Raw genomic sequence first — 2,522 nt, 5'->3', positions numbered from 1 at the left:
TTGGAGGTAAATATGCTCGCCGCCTCCGAGATCGCCAGACAATTGCGTCTGAGGGATATGGGGGGCATCATCGTGGTCGATTTTATCGATATGGTAAAATCTGATCACCGAAGGAAGCTCTTCGATCATCTCAGGAAGGAGATGAAGGACGACCGAGCGAAGCATAAGATCCTTCCCCCGAGTAAGTTCGGATTGGTGCAGATCACGCGCCAGAGGGTAAGGCCGGAAATCAACATCAAGACCACTGAGGAAAATCCCAGTGGCAGCAAACAGGAGGTGGAAGCACCCATTGTGCTGATCGATAAGATCAACGTAGACCTGGAACACCTATTAAAGAACACCAAGAAGGACAAAGGGATCGTACTCAACACACACCCTTTCATCGCGGCGTATCTGACCAAAGGTTTTCCATCGATCCGATCCAAATGGTTCCTGGAACACAAAAAATGGATCAAGATCCAACCCAGGGATGCCTATACCTACCTCGAGTACCATTTTAAAGACAAGGATGGGAAAGAACTCATATAAGAAGCGGCTTCAGCAGAAGCCGCTTTTTTTGTTTTATTACTTTTACGTCATGCTTAAAAGACCTTCATATACAGTCAATGAGGCCACCAGGAAAATGGAAAGGTATTGTACCTACCAGGACCGATGCCATCAGGAAGTGCTGCGAAAATTGAGGGAAATGCGCATGATCCCCGAAGCTATTGATAAGATCATGGGGCATCTCATAGCCCATGGGTTTCTCAATGAGGAACGCTTTGCCCGGAGTTTTGTCAGGGGTAAATTCAGGATCAAAAAATGGGGTCGTGTAAGAATCACCCGGGAATTGAAAAATAGGGATATTTCTCCTTATATCATCAGGATGGCCTTTGAGGAACTGGATGACAGGGAATATTCCGACACGCTCCGGGACCTCGCCAGAAAGCGTCTTTCGCAGTTAGAAGGTATTGATCCCCGTCTGCAGAAAAAGAAACTTTACGATTATCTGCTGTACCGGGGATGGGAAAGTTCCAGGATCTATGACCAGCTGGATGAACTTTTTCCTTCGTATTGAGACTTAGGACGGAAGTGTCCTGAGTACCTTTTCGGTGCGTTCAATGGCCTTTCGATTCTTCCAGTCTATCCACTTCTTGCCGCGGATCCGCCTCATACCATTATCGAAATGTCGCATAATAACCACATTGTAAACTGCCCTGCTTAGATTTAATGGATTCCGGGCCACCGATCTCAGGCTCATAGAGAATCCCGGGGTCACGTACTTCATATAATGCCAGTACCCCTCCGGCATATAGAGCACCTCCCCGTGCTCCAGACACGTCCGGTAACCGGAGGCGTGCCGGAGACCGGGCCACTGGTTGTAGTCAGGGTCTGAGAAGTCGATAGACTCGTGTGTGATAAGGGAATGGGGTATTTTGTACAGGTATTTGTTCTCGCTTTGGGGAAACAGGATACATTCCTTCCTGCCCGCAAAATGAAAATGAAAGATGTTCGCCAGATCGATATCATAGTGCATGAAAGTGTAGGAATCCCTTCCCCCGAAGAACAACATGGGCAGTCCTTTCATCAGCGGGATACCAAAGTCGGGGAATGAAAAATCCTTCTGCAGTTCCGGCACCTCCTTCATCACGTTCCAGAGAAAAATCCTGTACTTGGTGGGTTCTTTCTGCAACAGGTCCAGATACGCCTTCATCTTCATGGTAGCATGGGGCTGGTTAAACCCCTCCCTGTGGTCTACAGGCCGGTTATCGTAGAGGGGAACGGTCTTTTCACCCGCTACCTGACGGATATAGTCGAAATCCCACTTGGAATAGGCCGGCCAGTCGCGGATACTTTCTGTCAGCACCACAGGTTTCTGGGGAGCCAGATAGTCCCTGAGGAATTGTTCTCTGGTCAATGATCCAACCCGGGGTATCTCTTGCAGTTTCAATTCAATACCTGATTAATCAATTCATCAAAGGTAAAAATTCGGATCAAACCGTGGGTCGACAATAAGAAAGGCTCGCCGAACTGCTTTTGTCAGGATTTTGCCTGCTGCCTAGCCATCTCATTTCTTTCTATCTGATGTCCGGGCCTGGTCCATTTGGGTTTTTCGCCTTTCGACTCATACTGTGAGTCTGCCTGTTCCACGGTTTTAGGCTGAGGCATTTTTTCGAAAGCCGCCTGAGGTTCCAGTCCCAGAAGTCGGAACATCTCCATGTCCTCATTCACATCGGGATTGGGGGTAGTAAGCAACTTATCCCCGGCGAAAATGGAATTAGCCCCTGCGAAGAAACACATGGCCTGCCCTTCCCTGCTCATCCCTGTACGGCCTGCTGAGAGCCTTACCTGCGTCCGGGGCATCACAATACGCGTGGTGGCCACCATACGTATCATATCCCAGATGGGAATGGGTTCCATATCCTCCATGGGCGTGCCTTCCACCGCTACGAGGGCATTGATGGGGACGGACTCCGGCTGGGGGTCGAGAGTGGAGAGAGCAACCAGCATGCCGGCCCTGTCCTCCAGTTTTTCTCCCATGC

3 protein-coding genes and 1 pseudogene are annotated in these 2,522 nt (G+C 49.5%); 2 read left to right on the top strand and 2 right to left on the bottom strand.

Going from position 1 to position 2,522, the window contains the following annotated elements:
• Both ABYP73_RS12865 and ABYP73_RS12860 read left to right on the top strand, forming a co-directional pair.
• A partial coding sequence (locus ABYP73_RS12865) for a ribonuclease E/G (protein ID WP_372974597.1) occupies positions 1-528 on the top strand: 528 nt, incomplete at its 5' end.
• Positions 529-577: 49 nt separating this feature from the next.
• A complete protein-coding gene (locus ABYP73_RS12860; protein WP_372974598.1) occupies positions 578-1,057 on the top strand; it encodes a regulatory protein RecX in 480 nt (159 codons plus the stop codon).
• Positions 1,058-1,060: 3 nt separating this feature from the next.
• Here the strand turns inward: ABYP73_RS12860 and ABYP73_RS12855 are convergent, their stop codons facing one another.
• Complete coding sequence (locus tag ABYP73_RS12855; RefSeq protein WP_372945068.1) at positions 1,061-1,930, bottom strand: cupin-like domain-containing protein; 870 nt, start codon at positions 1,928-1,930, stop codon at positions 1,061-1,063.
• 89 nt (positions 1,931-2,019) lie between these two features.
• Positions 2,020-2,522, bottom strand: a pseudogene (locus tag ABYP73_RS12850) (biotin synthase); the annotation flags it as partial.

The organism is Muriicola sp., from assembly GCF_041567615.1.
Classification (GTDB): Bacteria; Bacteroidota; Bacteroidia; order Flavobacteriales; family Flavobacteriaceae; genus Muriicola.
Note: the sequence above shows the minus strand (reverse complement) of the source record. Positions and strands in the feature narration are given on the sequence as shown.